General features: G+C 36.0%; 10 protein-coding genes. All 10 read left to right on the top strand.

Going from position 1 to position 20,020, the window contains the following annotated elements:
- Positions 1 to 25 precede the first annotated feature (25 nt).
- The 10 genes from I2F54_RS13570 (at position 26) to I2F54_RS13615 (ending at position 19,774) form a co-directional block, all read left to right on the top strand.
- A complete protein-coding gene (locus I2F54_RS13570; RefSeq protein ID WP_195501468.1) occupies positions 26 to 1,162 on the top strand; it encodes a glycoside hydrolase family 88/105 protein in 1,137 nt (378 codons plus the stop codon).
- Positions 1,163 to 1,257: 95 nt separating this feature from the next.
- Positions 1,258 to 5,346 (top strand): hybrid sensor histidine kinase/response regulator transcription factor, encoded by a 4,089-nt coding sequence (locus tag I2F54_RS13575; protein WP_195501469.1) that lies wholly within the window; start codon positions 1,258 to 1,260, stop codon positions 5,344 to 5,346.
- A gap of 113 nt (positions 5,347 to 5,459) precedes the next feature.
- Entirely contained in the window at positions 5,460 to 7,457 is a 1,998-nt protein-coding gene (locus tag I2F54_RS13580) for a glycoside hydrolase family 88 protein (protein ID WP_039950163.1), read from the top strand.
- Between the two features lie 24 nt (positions 7,458 to 7,481).
- The gene (locus I2F54_RS13585; RefSeq protein ID WP_195501499.1) at positions 7,482 to 8,705 is read left to right on the top strand and encodes a glycoside hydrolase family protein; all 1,224 of its coding nucleotides are present in this window, start codon (positions 7,482 to 7,484) and stop codon (positions 8,703 to 8,705) included.
- A 19-nt stretch (positions 8,706 to 8,724) separates the two neighbouring features.
- Positions 8,725 to 11,172 (top strand): glycoside hydrolase family 2 TIM barrel-domain containing protein, encoded by a 2,448-nt coding sequence (locus tag I2F54_RS13590; RefSeq protein WP_195501470.1) that lies wholly within the window; start codon positions 8,725 to 8,727, stop codon positions 11,170 to 11,172.
- Between the two features lie 59 nt (positions 11,173 to 11,231).
- On the top strand, positions 11,232 to 12,338 hold the full coding sequence (locus tag I2F54_RS13595) for an alginate lyase family protein (protein WP_009120447.1): 1,107 nt from the start codon (positions 11,232 to 11,234) through the stop codon (positions 12,336 to 12,338).
- Between the two features lie 25 nt (positions 12,339 to 12,363).
- A complete protein-coding gene (locus tag I2F54_RS13600; protein WP_087425213.1) occupies positions 12,364 to 13,665 on the top strand; it encodes a glycoside hydrolase family 88/105 protein in 1,302 nt (433 codons plus the stop codon).
- Positions 13,666 to 13,667: 2 nt separating this feature from the next.
- On the top strand, positions 13,668 to 15,830 hold the full coding sequence (locus I2F54_RS13605; RefSeq protein WP_195501471.1) for a polysaccharide lyase 8 family protein: 2,163 nt from the start codon (positions 13,668 to 13,670) through the stop codon (positions 15,828 to 15,830).
- Positions 15,831 to 15,937: 107 nt separating this feature from the next.
- Positions 15,938 to 18,208 carry a glycosyl hydrolase family 95 catalytic domain-containing protein gene (locus I2F54_RS13610; protein ID WP_195501472.1) on the top strand — a complete coding sequence of 757 codons (2,271 nt, stop codon included), beginning with the start codon at positions 15,938 to 15,940 and terminating at the stop codon, positions 18,206 to 18,208.
- A 9-nt stretch (positions 18,209 to 18,217) separates the two neighbouring features.
- Complete coding sequence (locus I2F54_RS13615) at positions 18,218 to 19,774, top strand: hypothetical protein (protein ID WP_195501500.1); 1,557 nt, start codon at positions 18,218 to 18,220, stop codon at positions 19,772 to 19,774.
- Positions 19,775 to 20,020 lie beyond the last annotated feature (246 nt).

The raw sequence follows: 20,020 nt of genomic DNA on the forward strand, positions 1-20,020 counted from the left end.
TTATTAATTATTAAATAATACTGTGATGATACAAAGTAAATTTTTAGTTGTTCTTATGAGTGTGCTTTTATTGTGTGGTTCCATGGGAGCTCAAGATGTTTCTATAGATAAACGTATGAAAGAGGCGGATCCAAAAAATATAGGAACTCGCGTCGTTAATAAATTTATAGTGACACCACATACCCGTTTTGGCAATCCTCGTGCAGAAAAAGCTCCTAATTATATTACTTATCCAGATGCATGTGCTTGGTTGGGCGCATTGTGGTTTAGTAAAACAATTCAAGACAAAGATATGCAACGAAAACTTAAAGAACGTTTTGAACCCTTGTTCACTACAGAGAAACATTTGATGCCACGTATGAACCATGTGGATCATAATGTAGTTGGTGCCGTACCTTTGGAAATTTATATGCAGAAGCTTGGAGATAAGAAGTATTATGATTTGGGTATGAAATATGCTGATAGTCAGTGGGTGGTTCCTGCAGATGCTAAGCCAGAACAAAAAGCCTACGCCGATCAAGGTTATTCATGGCAGACACGCGTATGGATTGATGATATGTTTATGATTACAACTATCCAGTCACAGGCTTATCTTGCTACAGGAAACCGTAAATATATCGATAGAGCTGCGGCGGAAATGGTGATGTATTTGGAAAAAATACAACGTCCTAACGGTTTATTCTATCACGCGCCTACAGCTCCTTTCTTCTGGGCTCGGGGAAATGGTTGGATGGCTGCTGGTATGTCACGCTTACTTTCTGTCTTACCGGGAGATAATCCCGATCGTCCTATAATTATGAAAGCCTACCAAAAAATGATGAATACGTTGTTGGAGAATCAAGATGCAGACGGAATGTGGCATCAACTTATTGATGAACCTGCTTCATATAAAGAAACATCAGGTACAGCTATGTTTACGTATGCTATGTTGGTGGGAGTAAAGCGCGGATGGTTGGATAAGAAGATCTATGAACCTGCTGCTATGAAAGGTTGGTTGGCGCTGATTTCATATTTGAATGCTGACGACGAATTGACTAATGTTTGTGAGGGTACGAATATAAAGAATGACAAAAATCATTATATGACCCGTAAACAGATAACAGGCGATTTGCATGCACATGCGCCATTATTATGGTGTGCTACGGAGTTACTCACTAAATAGGACTTATTATAAATATACAGTAGAATATACTTTGCATAATGAAAAATTAGCGTATTTTTGTGTCACAGTAATACATTGAAAACACATTTAAAAATATGAAGAGGTTTATTCTATTGCTATTTTCATTATTGGTAATCTTGTGGGGAAATGCTCAGAATAATGGGACATTCTATTTTTCAAATCTTAATTTGAAAGATGGTTTGTCTCAGATTTCTGTTCTTAAGATATTGCAAGATTCAAAGGGATTTATGTGGTTCGCTACCCGTAACGGTCTCAATCGTTATGATGGTAGCGAATTTATTATATACAGACATGTTCCAGGAGATTCATTGAGCTTAAGTGATAATTATATCATATCGCTTGCAGAGGATCATAATCATAATTTGTGGATAGGTACATCACGCGGATTAAATAAATTAGACTTGAAAACCAATCGTATAAAACAGTATACGAATGAGAAGTATGGTGCATTGGCGAAAACAGAGATTCGTAGCTTGCTTGTTGATAGCCGTAATCGTATATGGGTGGGTACATCAATAGGTTTATTCCTTTATATACCTGAAATAGATGTGTTTCAACGTATTGATCTGAATGGTAAGATAAAGAATGAGTTTATTGCTGTAATGTATGAGACTAAGAATCACAAGATATTGATAGGAACTTCTACCAAAGGGTTGTTTGTATGTGATATGGATATGAAAGTACAGAAGAACTATACATCAACAACTTCTTTTCTCTGTTTACCCAATAATAATGTATCTGCTTTATATGAAGATTCTAAAGGATATATTTGGGGAGGAAGTAATCTTAGCGGACTGTTCCGAATGAATATTGATAAAGATGAAATTGTACATTATCATAAAGGTAATAGTGTATTGACTACTAATAGTGTTCGTTGTATTGCAGAGGCTCATGGTATATTATTGGTAGGAACTTTTGATGGGCTTTATACGATAGACCTTTCAGATGATTCTTTTTGGAAACATACAGATGCTTCTCTGGAAAAAGGTAATTTGAGCCATTTTTCTATTTATTCTTTGTTTGTAGATAGCAGTCAAACTATATGGGTCGGTACCTATGCTGGTGGTGTAAGTTATTCGAATAAATTTAATAATCGTTTTGATTTTCATGATCCTACCAGTGTGTTTGATGCTTTATTTGGTATATATGGTAGTATGGTTTGTACGGAAGGTGGGTGTTTGTATATGGCTACAGAGGGGCGTGGTTTACTCGATTATAATTTGAAATCAGGTAGATATTATTATTACCCTATAGACAATGCATCTCGCTTACAGTATAGTCAAAATATAATCAAAGGGTTGTTATTGGATGGAGAGACTTTGTGGTGTGGAACAAACAAGGGAGCTATTTATAAGTTTGATACACGGACGAAAAAATACCAGTTATATTATCAATATCCTAAAGATATGTCTATCTATGCCATGATCCCAGCTAGCGATGGTGGATTGTGGCTGGTAGGTTCAGATCCTAAAATTGGATTGATGCATCTATCTGCGCAAAAAGAGTTGCAAGACACTTTTCCTTCCAAAGGGGGAGAATTGTGCCATGTCCCTAGTTCGCGTTGTATATTGAAACTTAGAGATGGAGTACTGTTAGTTGGCACGCGTAATGATGGTTTGGTGAAGTACGATGTTGTAAACAAAGAATTTACTTACTATGATACGGATTCCCCAAAACCATTTGGACTTTTGAGCAATTATGTAACTAGTATTATCAGAGATACTTTGGGACGTGTTTGGGTAGGTACTTTTGGCGGTGGTATATTGTTGTACGATGAGACAAAAGGAATTTTGAAAACGATTACTCAAGAACAGGGCTTGATTGATAATGATGTTTGTGCTATAGTGGAAGATAAGGAGCATAAATTATGGATAAGTACTAGTAATGGTATTTCTAAATATGACCCTGATAATGACAAGTTCGTGAATTATAATTCTTTGAATGGTGTAGGAGTGTACGAGTTTACTTTGCATAGTGGTACACTTTTGGCTAACGGAGAAGTATGTTTTAGTGGTAATAATGGTTTTGTAACTTTTAATCCACATGAATTGCAACAGAATTCATATGTTCCACCTTTGGTTTTTACGCGTTTGGTAGTAAATAATGAGATAATCAATGTAGGAGATGAAACAGGAATACTTTCTTCTGTTTTGGATGATGTGGTAGAAATCGAATTAAATTATGATCAGAATAATATATCTATAGGTTATTGTGCTTTAAATTTTGTTTTCGCAAGACAGAACCAGTATGCTATTTTTTTGGAAGGGTATGATAAAGAGTGGAATTATATTGGTAATCGTAGAGAGGCGTATTATACGAATTTGAGTCCAGGCACTTATGAATTTGAGGTGAAAGCGTCTAATAATGATGGAGTGTGGAGTCAAGAAACTCGTAAGATTCGTATCATAGTTCATCCACCTTTTTGGAAGACATGGTATGCTTATTTATTCTACGTAGTAGTTTTTATTTCTGTGTTGGTATTAATAATGTATTATATATCAAAAAAACAAAAATTGGAACGTGAATTACAGTTTCAACAGAAAGAACAGCAACAGTTGGAAGAATTTCATCAAGCAAAGATTCGTATGTTTACGAATTTTTCACACGAGCTTCGTACGCCACTTACTTTAATTATAGCTCCTTTACAAGAATTAGTAGCTATGCCTGAATTTTCTTCGCTAGTAAAAAACAAACTTGGTTTGATATTTAGTAATGCTCAACGTTTATTGTTGCTGGTTAATCAGCTAATGGATTTGCGTAAAAATCAAGAAGGAAAACTTAAGTTACATATTACAAAGACGGATATGTATCCCTTTTTGTTGGAGATTTATTATGCATTTAATCATTTGGCTGTAAAGAAATCCATCTCTTTTGTTTTTGAAAAAAAAGAAGAAAACTTATTGGCATGGTTTGATAAAATGCTGATTGAAAAAGTGGTATTTAATTTATTATCTAATGCTATAAAATTCACTCCAAGTGGTGGGAATATTGTATTCTCTTTATCAAAAACGATTTTGTCAGCTTTACCGGTTGAGTCTCAAAAAGAATTAGCACTACCTATAAAGACAGAGTTTGTATGTTTATCTGTTGCTGATTCAGGAAAAGGTATTTCGAAAGAAGATATGAAAAATATATTTGCCCCTTTCTATCAAGGTGAAGATGAAAATAAAGAAAATGTAGGTACAGGTATTGGTTTAAGTTTAACACGGTCCATTGTACATTTACATCATGGAATTATTACAGTTTCGAATAACCGTCCTACGGGAACCGTTTTCAAAGTATATATTCCTATCAGTAGCTTTGCTTATAATACCAATGAACTAGTTAAAGAGGATATAGTTGAAGATGTTATTCCTGCAGATAAAAGTGCTCATTTTGATATTCAAAAGAAATGGACTGTATTATTGGCAGAGGATAATGAGGAGGTTAGACAATATGTCAAGGAAAGTTTGGAACCTTATTTTTATGTATTGGATGTAGGTAACGGAAAAGATGCATTGGATTTAAGTCTTGAAAAATATCCGGATTTAATACTTAGTGATATTATGATGCCGGGAATGGATGGTTTAGAGTTATGTTCTCGTGTAAAGCAGGATTTACAGTTAGGACATATTCCGGTAATCTTAATGACAGCTAAATCAATGGTGGTACATATTAAAGAGGGCTTTTCTGTGGGAGCTGATGATTATATAGTAAAGCCATTCAGTATGGACGTACTCATTTGTCGTATTAATAATATTTTAGAATCTCGTGAAAAGCTCAAAAAATTATATGGTAGAAAATTCTCGCCAGAAGCAATGGGTATTGAAATTGTTTCCGGTGATGATCGTTTTACTCAGAGTTTTTTTGAATTGATTGAGAAAAATATTTCTAATCCGGATTTAGGTATTGATTTGTTAAGTCAGGAATTGGGCTTAAGTCGTGCTAATCTTTATCGGAAATTAAAGGCTGTAACAGAACTCTCGCCAACTGAGCTGATTCGTAATAAACGTCTGGAGGTTGCAGCCAAATTGTTATTGGAGACAAACTACACTGTATCAGAGGTTGCGGTTTATACAGGGTTTAATAGTCATGCTTATTTTACAAATTGTTTTAAATCATTTTATGGTTATTCCCCTTCTGAGTGGGTACAGAGGCATAATGATAAGGAGGAGGGTAGGTAATATTGTATGATTTAATCATCTTTGGAATAGAATCTTAAATGAATAAGACAATATTTTAAGTTGCGCTAGGATAAATCTCTTATCTTAGCGCAAACTTTTTATAGGGAACATACATGAAAAACGTCTTACTTATTATCTGTTTAATTTTACCATCGTGGCTTTTGGCACAATTACCGGGACACAATCCGAAATTGTGGTCGAGAGGTATTGCACAGACGGTTATGACACGTTATCCTTCTGCTGTTACAATACCCTTTAAGCCTTGGTGCTATCCGCAAGGATATTTCCTAATGGGGTTGGATAAACTATGGCAAGTTACTGGTGATACGAAATATTATAACTATATACTGAATTGGGCCAATGAAATGGTACGTCCGGATGGAAGCTTAGTGTATTTTAGTGGTCGTAGTATGGATGATATGATGGCTGGAGCTGTCATAGTATGGGCATATAGATATACTGGTGAAGAAAAATTCAAAAAAGCAGCTGACTTTATAAGGAAAAGTTATGATAGTTATCCACGTACATCTGATGGAATATTTTGGCATGGTAGAGGAACTGTCGGACAAATATGGGTTGATGGTGTCTTTATGGGACAAATGTTTTTGACAAAATATGGATATTATATTGGCGATTCTAAATACTGTTTTGATGAAGCGGCCAGGCAATTGATTGGTATGCATCAGCACCTAATGAAAGAAAATTCAGGTTTGCTTTATCATGGCTGGGATGAAGATAAAGATGCGCATTGGGCTAACTTGTCTACGGGTATGTCCTCAGAAGTTTGGAGTGAAGGTTTAGGCTGGTATGCATTAATATTGGTGGAAACATTAGAGATTTTTCCTAAGAAACATCCACAATATCAAAAAATAGTGGATATAACCCGTAATCTAATGCAAGGGTTGAAAGATAATCAAGATGTTAATAGTGGATTGTGGTATCAAATAGTTGATAAAGGCAATCGATTTGATAATTGGCAAGAGACTTCTGGAAGTGGTATGTTTATTTATTCTATGCAGCGTGCTATAGAATTAGGCATAATTCAGGAAAAGGAGTATGCTAATTGTATAAAAAGGGGATATATAGGTCTGTTGTCTAAGGTTAGGATTAATAAAGATGATGGGTTGATAGATTTATGTGATGCAAATAATGGATTGGGAATTCAAAAAGATTATGATGCTTATGTAACACGTCCAAGAAAACGGAACGGGCAGGAGGTTATATCTTCTTTTTTATGGGCGACAACTATTGTAGAGAATAAAAAAGATAGAATCTCTTATGTAAAGCCTTCGCCTTGTGAGACGTTTGTGTGTACGGATTATTCTCAAGGTAAGGTGTTTGTTTTTGAGAAAGGAGAAAAAGTGTGGGAGCACGATGCGCCTTTGTCTAATGATATATGGGTATTAGATAATGGAAATTTATTATTTACTAAAGGCAATGGAGTTTTGGAAGTGACAAGGAATAACGATACTATTTTTCAATATACATCGCAAAGTCATGTATTTGCGTGTCAAAGACTTACTAATGGAAACACTTTTGTAGGGGAATGTGAATCAGGACGTTTGTTGGAGGTTGATTCTAATGGAAAGATAGTAAAGGACTTATCAATTCTTCCTTTAGGAACGACAAATGGTAAGAAGTCTTTTATGCGAAATGCCCGTAAATTGGAAAATGGGCATTATCTGGTAGCTCACTATGGTGGTAAGCGGGTTGTTGAATATGATGAAAATGGTAATATCTATTGGGAAGTTCCTGTTTCGGGTGGCGCCCATTCTGTAATTCGTTTACCCAATGGTAATACCTTAGTCGCAGTTACAGATATGGATAAGAACCCTCGTATTGTTGAATTTAATTCTGATAAAAATATTGTTTGGGAATTTTCTAATAAAGATATAGAGGGAGCTCCTCTGAGATTTTTATCAGGAATGCAGTATATTCCTGGTATGGGGATTGTTTTTACAAATTGGACTGGTCATGTAAAAGAGAAAGTACCCTATATATATTGGGTTGATTGGAATAAAAATATAATAGAAACCTTTGGACCATGTGCAGATATTGAGTCTGTATCGTCAGTATTTATACCTTTGAAAAACGAAAAAGTATATCATTAATATAAATAATATAGATAAAGTATGATGAATTTTAAGACAGGATTATTATCCTTATTAGTGTTTTGTGGAGCTTGTAGTCAGGTTTCTCAGAAAGAAGATATTGTGAAAGATAGTTTTGATTTTGCAGGACAACAATTGAAGTTTGCGTTTACAACGATTGACTCAGTAAGAGTAAAGCAGATAGAAGCGGGTTCAAAAAAGAAATTAGTTTCCCCCCGTACGATTGATGATGATGGTTCCTTTAAAATGGTAGCTTCTAAAGATTGGACTAGCGGATTTTTTCCTGGTGAATTATGGTATATGTATGAGTATACAAAAGACGACTACTGGAAAAGTAAAGCACAAGAATTTACTGCTAATATAGAGGATCAGAAGACAAATGGTGGTACACACGATATGGGCTTTAAAATGTATTGCAGTTTTGGAAATGGGTATCGGTTGACGCAAAATACTGCTTATAAAAATATATTATTAGAGTCTGCGACTACTTTGATTACTCGTTATAAACCGACAATTGGTTGTATTCGTTCCTGGGATCACAGTCGTGATAAGTGGCAATGTCCTGTTATTATTGATAATATGATGAATTTAGAATTATTATATTGGGCATTTAAAGAAACCGGCGACTCTGTTTATTATGATATTGCTACGAACCATGCACGTACAACAATTAAAAATCATTTCCGTGATGATTATAGTTCCTATCATGTGATTGATTATGACACAATTAATGGTGAAGTTCTTCATAAACATACACATCAAGGATATAATCATGAATCTGCTTGGGGCAGAGGACAGGCTTGGGGATTGTATGGTTATACGATGTGTTATCGTGAAACGAAATTACCGGAATTCTTAACTCAGGCTGAGAATATAGCAGATTATATTTTTACAAATCCAACGCTACCTGACGATATGGTGACTTATTGGGATTTTAATGCTCCTAATATTCCAAACGAACCGCGTGATGCTTCTGCTGCTGCTGTAATGGCATGTGCACTGTATGAGTTATCTATGTATAATGTGGAAAAGGCTACTCAATATAAACAATGGGCAGATACAATTATAAATAATTTAAGTAAAAATTATAGAGCTCCTTTGAACGGAAATTATGGATTTATCTTACTTCATAGCACGGGAGCACATAATTTTGAACGTGATGTTCCTTTGGTATATGCAGATTACTATTTTTTAGAAGCATTGTTGAAAAAAGAAAAACTGGAAAAGGAAGGTACTGCGATTCTATAAATAGAGTAGTCAATAGGGTATGAAACGTTTTATATTATTGTTAGTGATATATGGTTTTGTTGTAGGGGATTTATATGCTAAAGTGCCTACAACATGCCATAAAATTCGTTTGAAGGATAATTGGGAATTTCTTCGGCAAGATGTAGGTAATATATGGGAGCTGGTGAGACCGGTGAAAAAAGGGCAACCGGAAGAACAACCTATATGGACTCAAGTAACTCTTCCGCATTGTTTTAATGCGGAAGATGCTGTTGATCCTAATGTGAATTATTACCAGGGTCCTGGTTGGTATAGGACTTGTTTAAAACTGAATAATCCTTATCAGAATGGGCGTCTCCTATTGGAGTTTGAAGGTGCCGGGCAAAAAACAGATGTATATATTTATATGACGAAAGTTGGTAGCCATGTTGGTGGCTATGATAGCTGGAATGTAGATATAACGGATGCTGTTCAAACATTTTTGTTAAGCAAGGATGCAGAACGATTTGGTGGAAAAATACCTTTAAGTATTCGTTGTGATAATACGCGGGATGCTGAAATGATTCCTTCTGATTTATCGGATTTTAATTTGTATGGGGGAATCTATCGTTATTTAAATTTAGTGTATTTGCCTGAGGTGTCAGTTGCCTCTTTAAAAATAGTACCTACATTAGATACTAAAATGAAAAAAGCCAGTTTGGATATATCTGGATTGTTTTATAATCCGACAGATATACGCCAAGCTTCAGTTGAGGTTTTTGTAAAAAATCCACAAGGAAAAATTGTTTATGTTCAGAGTCTTGGTGATGTTACCCCGTTGGGTGAGTTTTCCATACAAGGTATTAATTTAGATAACCCTTATCTTTGGGATGTAATATCTCCTCAGTTATATACTTGTGAAGTTGTTGTTACTGCAAATGGACAAAAAATGACAGCCATGGAAAAGTTTGGCTTTCGTTCATTTGAGTTCATAGAGAAAGGCCCTTTCTTTTTAAATGGTAAACGTCTTTTATTAAGAGGGACACATCGACATGAAGATCATGCTGGAGTAGGCGCAGCAATGACTGAGGAACAGATGATACAGGAAATGAAAATGATGAAAGACATGGGAGTTAATTTTATACGGCTTGGTCATTATCAACAGTCAGAAATAATTCTCAATCTTTGTGATGAATTGGGGATTTTAGTATGGGAAGAGATTCCTTGGTGCCGTGGTGGAGTTGGTAATGAAACATATCGTAGGCAGACTAAGCGTATGTTAAATAATATGATTATCCAACATTATAATCATCCTTCTGTTATTATTTGGGGATTGGGTAATGAAAATGATTGGCCAAATGATTTTCCTGTGTTTAAACAGAATGAAATTCGTAAGTTGATGAGTGAGTTGAATACTATTGCACATCAATTGGATAAGACTCGTAAGACCGCTATTCGGCGTTGTGATTTCTGTAGTGATATTGTTGATGTATATTCTCCCTCAGTATGGGCGGGATGGTATCGTGGTAACTATACAGACTATCAAAAAATGTCTAAAGAGGAAATGGAAAAAGTTAGGCATTTCCTACATGTGGAGTGGGGAGGAGACAGTCACGCTGGACGACATGCAGAAGCTGTTGCTCCTTTACGTAAAGAAGGAGAAGTGGAGGGTGATGCGGCCTTGAACGGCTCAGCTTTAGTACTGAAAAAAGGTGATTGGTCGGAAACTTATATTGTAAAATTGATTGATTGGCATTTGAAGGAACAAGAAAATATGCCATGGCTTACTGGTACTGCTTACTGGCCTTTTAAAGATTTTTCTACTCCGGTACGTCCTGCTAACCCTATTCCTTATGTGAACCAGAAAGGGGTGATAGAACGTGACTTTACTCCTAAAGAAAGTTATTATGTTTTTCAGTCTTATTGGACAAAAAAGCCTATGTTGCATATTTATGGACATAGTTGGCCTGTCAGATGGGGAAATGATGGAGATGAAAAAGAAATATTGGTATATTCAAATTGTTCGAAAGTCGAATTATTTGTAAATGGGGAAAGCCAAGGTATCCACCAACGTGATAGTCAAGATTTTCCTGCTGCAGGATTACGCTGGAATGTCAAGTTAAAGAATGGACTTAACTCTCTTCGTGCAGTTACAGTTGATACAAAAGAATCATTAACGGATGAATTGACTTTTGAATATCAAACGGAGAAATGGGGAAAAGCTACTGCTTTTCAAGTTAAGGCTACTCCGTTGAAAAGCGGTATTATAAAAGTTGAGGCACAATTAGTGGATGATAAGGGTATAAGATGCTTGGACTCCAGAGAATTTATTTATTTTGATATTGCTGGTGATGGTAAATTGATTCAGAATCAGGGAACGGTTACTGGTTCTCGTAAAATACAAGCTAGAAATGGTCGAGCTCAGATTTTAGTACAGACGCATCAGGGAACTTCGTGTGTGGCTGTAAAAGCAAATAATGTTCAAACTTCTTTTATTACGGTAAAATAGATATGAGACAGATAACTATAGTAATATTTACGGTAATCCTATTTTTTTTATCATCTTGTATGCCTTATGATAGTAAGAAATATGTAGAAGAGATATTAAAAGATGATATTTTGGAGCAAGCAGCCATGAATCTTCAGGAAAGTCCTGTTACAATTACTTCTTTTATTGCCGAACGCAGTGTGGGGGACTGTCACGACTTTTATTCGGAAGGGGATTATTGGTGGCCTAATCCTTTGGATCTTGAGGGTCCCTATGTGCGACGCGATGGGCAGACTAATCCTGAAAATTTTGTGGCTCATCGCCAAGCTATGATACGTTTTAGTTCTATTGTCGGAAATCTTACCTCTGCTTATTTGCTAACTAAGGATAATAGGTATGTGGAAAACGTGATGGAACATGTTCGTGCATGGTTTGTAAATGAACAAACTTTTATGAGGCCTAAGTTACAATATGCCCAAGCCATCAAAGGTATCACAACTGGACGAGGGATTGGTATTATAGATACAGTACATCTTATGGAGGTTGCTCAATCTTTATATCGGTTGGAAATAGCCGGGGTACTTTCTAAGAAAGATATTGAAGATACTAAAAAGTGGTTTTCTGATTATTTGAAATGGATGTCTAATCATCCGTATGGGAAAGATGAAATGAATGCGGACAATAATCATGGAACCTGTTGGGTGATGCAAGCTGCTGTTTTTGCACGTTATGTTGGAGATGGTGATATGATGAATTTTTGTCGAAATCGTTTTAAGAACATTCTCTTACCGAATCAGATGAGTGAAAATGGTAGCTTTCCACGTGAACTTGCTCGTACGAAGCCATATGGATATTCTTTATTTAATCTGGATGCAATGGCAACAATTTGCCAAACACTTTCTAGTGAAGCAGATAATCTTTGGAGTTATACGATAGATGGTGTTAAGAATATAAATAAAGGAATAGATTTTATTTATCCTTATATTGTAAATAAAGATAATTGGCCTTTTGCACGCGATGTTATGTATTGGGAAGAGTGGCCAGTGGCACATCCTTTTCTAATTTTTGGAGCTTTGCAAACAAATAATAAAGATTGGATTACTACTTGGGGCAATTTGGAGCATTTTCCAACCACGGATGAAGTAGTTCGTAATTTACCTGTGAGAAATCCTTTACTTTGGATTTGATGGTACAATATAAAATCAAAATATTATGAAATTAATAAAGGAAATAGGGGCTGTTATTTGTTTATGGTGTATTACTTTTTCTATAAATGCCCAAAATAGAGTTGTAACTCAACATTCCGTAGGAACTGTTGTTGAGGGAGAGGTTACAATGAAAGTAGTTCAAGATATAACAACACGTTATCGGCGTACTACATCTCAAGGGGTAGAAAACGCCAAATTGGATTATTCGCCTGATATCCAATTGAAACAATTGGCACTTCCTTTATCGGAAACAGTGATGGCACGTTATCCTGACTATCGTATGGCTTATTGGAAAAATTATACATATGTACAAGGGTATATGTTTGAAGCTATGGACCGTTTAGGGCAAGTTACGGGTGATGCAAAGTATATTGATTATATGAGAAAATATATAGATCATTTTCTAGATAAGGACGGTAATTACCAAGGGGATCAATTAACCAATCTGGACAATTTTATGACCGGCTCTGCTTTTTGTACCTTGTATGGACGTACTGGAGAGGAAAGATATAAAAAGGCTGCATTACAAATATTGAAAGCTGTGGGAACATATCCTAGTTCTGACGGGCAATTTTGGCATGGTAACCGTAATCCCAATATGTGGATTGATGGTGTATTTATGATGCAAATGTTTTTGATCCGTTGTGCTCAATTTGTAGGTGAGGCTGATTATTGTTATAATATTGCATGTCGTAATATTATTGCGGCAGCCCGTCATTTACAACGTCCGGATGGCTTGGTTCTTCATGCATGGACAACAGAGCCGGAGAAAGCCGTATGGGCTAATAAGGAAACAGGGCTTTCCCCAGAGGTTTGGAGCGAGGGTATGGGATGGTATGCGTTGGTTGTCCCTGAATTACTCGCTTTGTTACCAAAGACACATCCTGACTATAGTCAGATATTGGATATCTATTTGAAAATGTGTCGGGGGTTGAAAAATACACAAGATGTAAGGACAGGTGGATGGTATATGGTAGTAGACAAGGGGAATAATCCGTTGAATTTTATAGATCCATCTGGAACTGCGATGTTTACCTATTCTATTCAGCGAGGGATACAATTAGGGGTGTTGAAAATAAAAGAATATGCTTCTGTGGCCCAAAAAGGTTATCAAAGTTTATTTTCTTTTGTACATGTGAACAGTAAAGGATTACTTGATGTAATAGGAGCTTGTGATGGGGTAACAATTAAACAGAATTTTGTAGAGTATGTAACCGTCCCTAAAATATTAAATGCAAAAGAAGCTGTAGCTGGTATATTATGGGCTGCTGTGATTATGGAAACTGAACAATTGAAATCTAATTAGTTATGTTTGCTCGTAAGATCATTATCTGTATATTTCTGTTAGTTTTACCTAGGACAGTAGAGGCGGTATCTTATAAAGAGTTATCACGGATAAAGCAGAATTTTTCTGTGATATTGGTTCCTTCGGATACAGACCCTTTTCATTTAAAATCAATACTTTCATCTATTGTCCCAGAAACGGAAGTTTCTGATCAGGTCGTAGTAGAATTGCATCAACGCTACCCTCTTAATGAAGAAAAAATGGCGTTTTATATTTCTTCATTATCTGACATGGGAACATGGCCGGATATAAATTATGAAGATAAAAAGCGTTCAGGCTGGGAGCCGAAATTACATGCGGAACGCATATTAGAGCTGGTGAAACTGTATTATTCAAAACAAACATCTTATTATCAATCTGCGGAAGTGGAAACCGCTATCCATAAAGCATTAGACTATTGGTTCACATCAAAGCCTATATGTTTGAATTGGTGGTACAATCAGATAGGTATTCCAAAAACATTGGGCACTGCGTTTGTTTTATTTGAACAAAAGTTGACCTCTAAAGAAAAAAAGGCTGCTATATCTGTGATGGAAAATGCAAAGTTTGGCATGACTGGTCAAAATAAGGTATGGCTTGCAGGTAATGTAATGATGCGTGCGTTGCTTCAGAATGATGCTGGTTTGGTGAAAATGGCACGAGATACAATTGTATCAGAGATTGTGACTGGCAAAGTAGAGGGTATTAAAGATGATTGGTCTTTTCATCAACATGGTGCTCAACAACAATTTGGTAATTATGGCCTTTCTTTTGTAGCTGGTATGAGTTTCTTCTCGGGAATTTTTTCCGGTACTTCATTGGCCTTTGATGAACGACAGTTAGGAATCATAAGCACTTTAATTGATCAAGGCTATCGTTGGACTGTTTGGAGAGGGAAAATGGATGTGAGTTCATTGGGCCGCCAGCTGTTTCATCATGCTCAAGTTCATAAAGCATTAAGTCTTGCTTTCTCTGCATCAGAATTAGGTGGTGGAGAGTCAAGCTCATGTGCTTCAGTAGCTCGCAATTTATTGCAGGAAAATTATGGGACGATGGATCAAAATCCTTTAATCGGACACAAACATTTTTGGCAATCGGATTATACAATTCATCGCCGACCTCATTGGATGACTTCTGTAAAAATGGCTTCCGACCGTGTGGTTGGAGTTGAAATGATGAATGGAGATAATATGAAAGGTTTTTATATGGCAGATGGTGCTACCTATCTTTATCAGAATGGGGATGAGTATTTGGATATATTTCCTCTTTGGGATTGGCGGCAACTACCGGGAGTAACTACCTTTCGATCTGATGGCCCTATGCCTGTAATCCAAAAATATCACCCTCGTAATGCGGTGTCTTTTGTTGGTGGAATTTCCAATGGAGTACAAGGTGTATCAGCTATGGAGATTAATCGTGCAGGTATCAAGGTACGTAAGTCCTGGATATTTATGAATGATTATGTTCTTTGTTTGGGTACAGGTATTCAAGCTGATAGTAATTTGGTAGTTACTACGGCTCTTGAACAATGTCATAGGAAAGGAGATTTAAAGGTGCTTCAAAATGGGATTTGGAATCAAATTTCTAATCAGTGGCATGTGGTGAGCAGTGAACAACGTTTCTTTCATAATAATGTAGGATATATAACATGGGGAGATAGTACCTCTTGTGTTGCTGAAGTAGCGCAACGTTCTGGACGTTGGCATGATGTAATGCAAATGTATCGCCCTCAGTCGGTAACGGGTGATGTTGTTTCTATTTATTTAGAACATGGCGTTTCTCCTAAGGATAAGAAATATCAGTATCTTATACTTCCTGCCGTAAGCGAAACAGCAGTCAAAAACTTTAATCTATCTTCCATTCGGGTTCTTCATAATGACGAGGGAGCTCAGGTTGTTTACCTGAAAGAGGAAAAAATGTATTGTATAACGGCTTATCAACCGATATCTTTTATTCTCACATCCGGCTGTCCGTTGGATATTTATACCCCTGGGATATATATGCTCCGTGAAGAAGGAGGGAACTGTAATATATGGTGTACTGATCCGACCCAAGATAGAGATATAATAAATTTAAAATTTAACAGTAAAGAAGTTGTGATTCCTTTAACGGGTAGAAAAGGACAGACAATAAATATAAATCTTTGAGATATAGATATTATTTGTGGTTGAGGTATTATTGCAATCATTTGAAATAATAATGCAAGCCTTATAGATAGAAACCTCTTATTTTTGTTTTAAATAATTATAAGACGATGGATATCTATAAGGTTTTTCTTTTGGTATTAGCATTTGCATTAAATATGACTAAAATTTATAGTCAACAGTCAATGGATCAGTATAAAGTTATATTTACTAATCCGCCACAACATGTACCAACTAGTAAGACTCCTGATGCTCCTATTGCCGGTAATGGTGATATTGGTGTAACGATGGGAGGGGGGCCTGATAGTTTACGTTTTTATATAGGCAAGAATGATTTTTGGAGAGCGTATCCTGTTTATCCTGGTGGTATCGCGCTTCCCGGTGGTTTGGATATTCTGTTTAAAGAATTAAAAGATGCTTCTTATTATGCAGAACAATTGCCAGGAAGTGCAGAAATAAAAGCGACTTTTTCCACTAAAGCTTGTCAGGTACACTTATCTGCATGGGTAGCGGCAACTGCTAATAAGATTATAATTGAATTACGCTCTGATAAAAAACAAATTGCTCATGTACGTCTTTGGACAGTAGAAGGGAATGGAGCTATAACAGCGCATGGAAATAGTCCGGTTACATGGGTGAGTCGTTCATTCCAAACAACAAAGTTACTAAGTTGGCCTACTCATATAGCATTAGCTATGAATACGGAGAAAGATGAATTGATTTTGAATCCGGGTGAAACTGTACGTTTAGTGATCACTGTTTATACGAATCATGATACTGAAAGTTGGAAAAATAAAGCGATATCAGAGGCAATACAAGTAACAGATACTTTTATAAAACAACTGAGGTGGGAGCATCAAACCTGGTGGACAAACTTCTGGAGATTGTCACATATTGATATTGGAGATACATATTTTGAAAAATATTATTATCAGTCGCAATATCTTTTTGCATGTTCATCTCGTAAAGGAAAGTTCGCACCGGGTATTTGGGGACCATTTATTACACAAGATGGAGCTGCGTGGGGTGGTGATTATCATCTAAATTATAATTATCAGGCACCTTATTGGGCTTCATATTCATCTAATCATATTTGCCTAACCGAAAATTTCGACCAACCTTTATTGGATTATATGGAGGCGGGACGGATGTTTGCACGTAAATTGCTGGATTGTGACGGTATTTATTATCCTGTTGGTATAGGCCCTAAAGGGTTATGTACATCGATGTGGCCTTTAACCCCAGAAGAAATGCAGGAGAAATATGCAACACGTGAAAATACGATAGATAACGGGTATAAATTTTTAGGTCAGAAAATAAATGCAGTTTTTAGTGTGGGCAATATGCTAATGCGTTATTATAGTACCTATGACAAGAATTATGCACAAAAAATATATCCTTATTTGCTGGCGTGTGCAGATTTCTGGGAAGATTATCTCACTTTGGAAGATGGGCGTTATGTTATTCGTATGGATCATTTTAATGAAGTAATGCCAAATAAGCGTAACGGTGGAATTTGGCGTGATAAACTTGGAGATTTTAACTCTACACTTTCTCTAGGACTTGTAAGAATGCTTTTTAAGGGTATTTTAGATGTGAGTACTTTTTTGGCTGTGGATGAGGTACGGCATACTCATTGGAACAATATTCTCAAGAAATTAAGTAATTATCCTATAGGTGTATTAGATGGACGTTTGAGTTTAAAAAACATGGAAAGAGGACCTCAAAACAAGGAAGTCATAGCCTCGGGATTAAATAGAGTGTCTATACATGGGTTAATTCTTCCTAGTGGAGTTATGGGACCAATAACCGATTCGGTCTTTAATACTATTTTATTGGGAGACGTGGAACGCTGGTCACACAAACAGCGTATAAAGGGCGATTGGGGAAATACATTGAATAATGGAATTGAAACTTGTTATCCTGGTGCTGTACGTGTAGGCTATCCTTCTGATGAGATTCTTATGCATATGAAAGAAAGAATAGAAATGGCTGTATATCCTAACAGTTGGATTGTACAAGGTGGCGGTGGTATTGAAACCTTTGCTGCAGTACCTTTAACTATCAATGAAATGTTACTTCAAAGTTATGAGGGAGTTATTCGGCTTTTTCCAAATTGGAATTATCAGAAAGATGCCTCTTTTAGGGGGTTAAGAGCGTACGGTGCTTTTTTGGTAACTTCTTCACTTAAGAATGGGATTATACAAAATGTTGATATTATAAGTGAAAGAGGGAGGTTGTGTAAAATAGAAAACCCTTGGAGAAACCAGTCTGTTCAAATTGTTAGAGATGGAAAGTCTGCAGAAATATTATGTGGTAAGTGGTTACAGTTCCCAACTATTATAGGAGAAAAAATAGAAATAAGAGTATATACTAAATAATAAGACATGATGAAATATATGAGTAAATTGATAAGCGGAATCTTAATTGCCGTTTTTAGTATGGGAGTTGTCGCACAAACAAAATTACCACCTGGATGGCAATCTACCTTGGTGAAAGTAACTTCAGATGGTAAATTGGTGTATTATCCGGATAAGCAGGGAAATACTATTCCTGATTTTAGTAGAGTAGGTTATCATCATGGCGATATCTCAATACCTCATTATCCGATAACAAAAATTGTATATCCAATTGAAAATGGGGATAATCGCCAGCATATTCAAAATGCAATTGATGAAATATCCCGTATGGAGCCTGATAAGACTGGACATCGCGGAACAATTTTGTTAAAACGTGGTGTCTATCATATTTATGGAAGTATTCGTATAACGGTTAGTGGTATTATTTTAATGGGAGAGGGGGAGAATATAAATGAAACCCGACTATTGGCGAAAGGTACTGAACGGTTTACTCTAATTCAAGTAAATGGGAGTGGTAGAATAGAAGAAATACCAGGTACCCGTACTAAAATAACGGATACTTTCGTTCCTGTTGGTACTCATTCTTTTCATGTATCGTCATCATCAAACTATAAAGTAGGTGATCGTATAATTGTATATCGCCCAGGAACACAAAATTGGATACATGACATAAAGATGGACCAGATAGTCGAGAGAAAAGGAACTCGCCAATGGACAGCGCAAGAGTATAATCTTTCTTTTGAGCGAGAAATTGTTAAAATAGAAGGTAATTGTATTTATATAGATAATCCAATTGTTATGCAAATGGATGAGAAATATGGAGGTGGTGAAATATTTAAGTATACCTTTGCTGGCCGAATTAGTGAAGTAGGAATAGCTAATATGTGCTTGGAGTCAGAATTCGAACATTATGAAGATAATCATCATGCATGGATAGGTGTACAATTCGATAAAGTTGAAAATTGTTGGGCTCGTAATCTTACTTGTCGTTATTTTGGGTATGCCGCAGTGAGTTGCGAACGTTATGCAAAGAATGTAACCGTGGCAAATTGCCGGTGTTTGGAAACAAAATCAATAATAACAGGTGGTTTGCGTTATTCTTTTAATAATTGGGGACAACAGAATCTTTTTATGAATTGTCAAAGTACGGAAGGACGTCATGATTATGTGACAGGTGCTCGTGTATGTGGACCAAATGTTTTTTATAATTGTACTGCTTTTCAAACTTATGCAGATATAGGTCCTCATCATCGTTGGGCAGTTGGAACTTTATATGATAATATAATAACAGACGGAGAGATAAATGTGCAAGATCGAGGACAAATGGGTAGTGGCCACGGTTGGGCAGGTGTTACACAGGTATTATGGAATTGTCGGGCTAAACGGGCTGCTGTACAGAATCCGTGGACATCTGGTAATAACTACAATATAGGTATGAAAGGGCAAAAATATCCTGGACATTTTACAAATCGTCCGGAAGGGATATGGGAAGGTCAGAATGAATTGAATGTTTTTCCTCGTTCATTATATATAGCACAGTTGATGGCACGCCATAGAAATATGGATTTACTTATATTAATGAAATAAGTGGTTTTTTTATTAATATAAGTATTTGATTGTTGTTATTGATAAATATATTGAGATATTTTTGATAGCATTTGATACAATTCTTAAATTCCGTTTATGAAAATTCCACTTTGTTTGCATTATGAAATAACACGATGTTTAACTTTAAAAATGACGTATTGATATTATGTAAAAACAATGAGACATGCCTTTTCAAAACAGTCTGGGATGAATCAATCCTTAGTTAATTTAAGTCTAATTTTTAAT

This window comes from Bacteroides clarus (assembly GCF_015555825.1).
In the GTDB taxonomy this organism is placed as follows: domain Bacteria; phylum Bacteroidota; class Bacteroidia; order Bacteroidales; family Bacteroidaceae; genus Bacteroides; species Bacteroides clarus.

Bases quoted from the DNA above. Each gene is read 5' to 3' on its own strand.
- I2F54_RS13585 (WP_195501499.1), top strand. From the start codon at position 7,482: ATGAATTTTAAGACAGGATTATTATCCTTATTAGTGTTTTGTGGAGCT.
- I2F54_RS13575 (WP_195501469.1), top strand. From the start codon at position 1,258: ATGAAGAGGTTTATTCTATTGCTATTTTCATTATTGGTAATCTTGTGG.
- I2F54_RS13595 (WP_009120447.1), top strand. From the start codon at position 11,232: ATGCCTTATGATAGTAAGAAATATGTAGAAGAGATATTAAAAGATGAT.
- I2F54_RS13605 (WP_195501471.1), top strand. From the start codon at position 13,668: ATGTTTGCTCGTAAGATCATTATCTGTATATTTCTGTTAGTTTTACCT.
- I2F54_RS13580 (WP_039950163.1), top strand. From the start codon at position 5,460: ATGAAAAACGTCTTACTTATTATCTGTTTAATTTTACCATCGTGGCTT.
- I2F54_RS13615 (WP_195501500.1), top strand. From the start codon at position 18,218: ATGAAATATATGAGTAAATTGATAAGCGGAATCTTAATTGCCGTTTTT.
- I2F54_RS13600 (WP_087425213.1), top strand. From the start codon at position 12,364: ATGAAATTAATAAAGGAAATAGGGGCTGTTATTTGTTTATGGTGTATT.
- I2F54_RS13610 (WP_195501472.1), top strand. From the start codon at position 15,938: ATGGATATCTATAAGGTTTTTCTTTTGGTATTAGCATTTGCATTAAAT.
- I2F54_RS13590 (WP_195501470.1), top strand. From the start codon at position 8,725: ATGAAACGTTTTATATTATTGTTAGTGATATATGGTTTTGTTGTAGGG.
- I2F54_RS13570 (WP_195501468.1), top strand. From the start codon at position 26: ATGATACAAAGTAAATTTTTAGTTGTTCTTATGAGTGTGCTTTTATTG.